The following is a 747-nucleotide window of genomic DNA, read 5'->3' as shown; positions in this document are numbered from 1 at the left end:
GGACTGGGCCCGGGTGTCGCGGGTGTTGGTGGGCGCGGAGGCGATCTCTCGTAGTTCGGCCGTGGCGTGGTCGGCCGGCCGGACGTTGGTGAACACGTACGGACCGACGGAGGCCGCGGTGATGGTCGCGGCCGGGATGGTCGACGTCGGTGTCGACGCGGTGGGACCGGTGCCGTTCGGCCGACCGATCGCCAATACCCGACTGTTCGTGCTCGATGACCGGTTGGCGCCGGTGCCGGTCGGGGTCGCCGGTGAGTTGTACGTGGCCGGTGCGGGCGTGGCCCGGGGGTATGTCAACCGGGCGGGGTTGACCGGTGAGCGGTTCGTGGCGTGTCCGTTCGGTGCCGGTGAGCGGATGTACCGCACCGGTGACGTCGCGAAATGGACCGCCGACGGGCAGTTGGTGTTCGCCGGTCGGGCCGATGCGCAGGTCAAGATTCGCGGGTTCCGGATCGAGCCGGGTGAGGTCGAGGCCGCGATGCGGTCGTGTCCGGGTGTGGACCAGGCCGTGGTGGTGGCCCGCGACGACCGGCTGGTCGCCTACCTGGTCGGTGCGGTGGACATCGAGGCGTTGCGGGAGCAGGTGGCGACGCGGCTGCCCGACTACATGGTGCCGGCGGTGTTCGTGGCGCTGGAGCGGGTGCCGTTGAGTCCCAACGGCAAGGTCGACTATACGGCGTTGCCGGCGCCGGAGTTCGCTGGCGCGGCGGGCGGCAGGGGGCCGTTGTCGGTGCGGGAGGAGTTGTT

The 747-nt window shown here is 71.1% G+C and carries 1 protein-coding gene; it reads left to right on the top strand.

What is annotated here, in order from left to right:
* Positions 1-13: 13 nt before the first annotated feature.
* On the top strand, positions 14-747 hold a 734-nt coding region (locus ACFP2T_RS48205), incomplete at its 3' end, for an AMP-binding protein (protein ID WP_377434528.1).

It is taken from the genome of Plantactinospora solaniradicis, assembly GCF_042658085.1.
Taxonomy (GTDB): Bacteria; Actinomycetota; Actinomycetes; order Mycobacteriales; family Micromonosporaceae; genus Plantactinospora; species Plantactinospora solaniradicis.
Note: the sequence above shows the minus strand (reverse complement) of the source record. Positions and strands in the feature narration are given on the sequence as shown.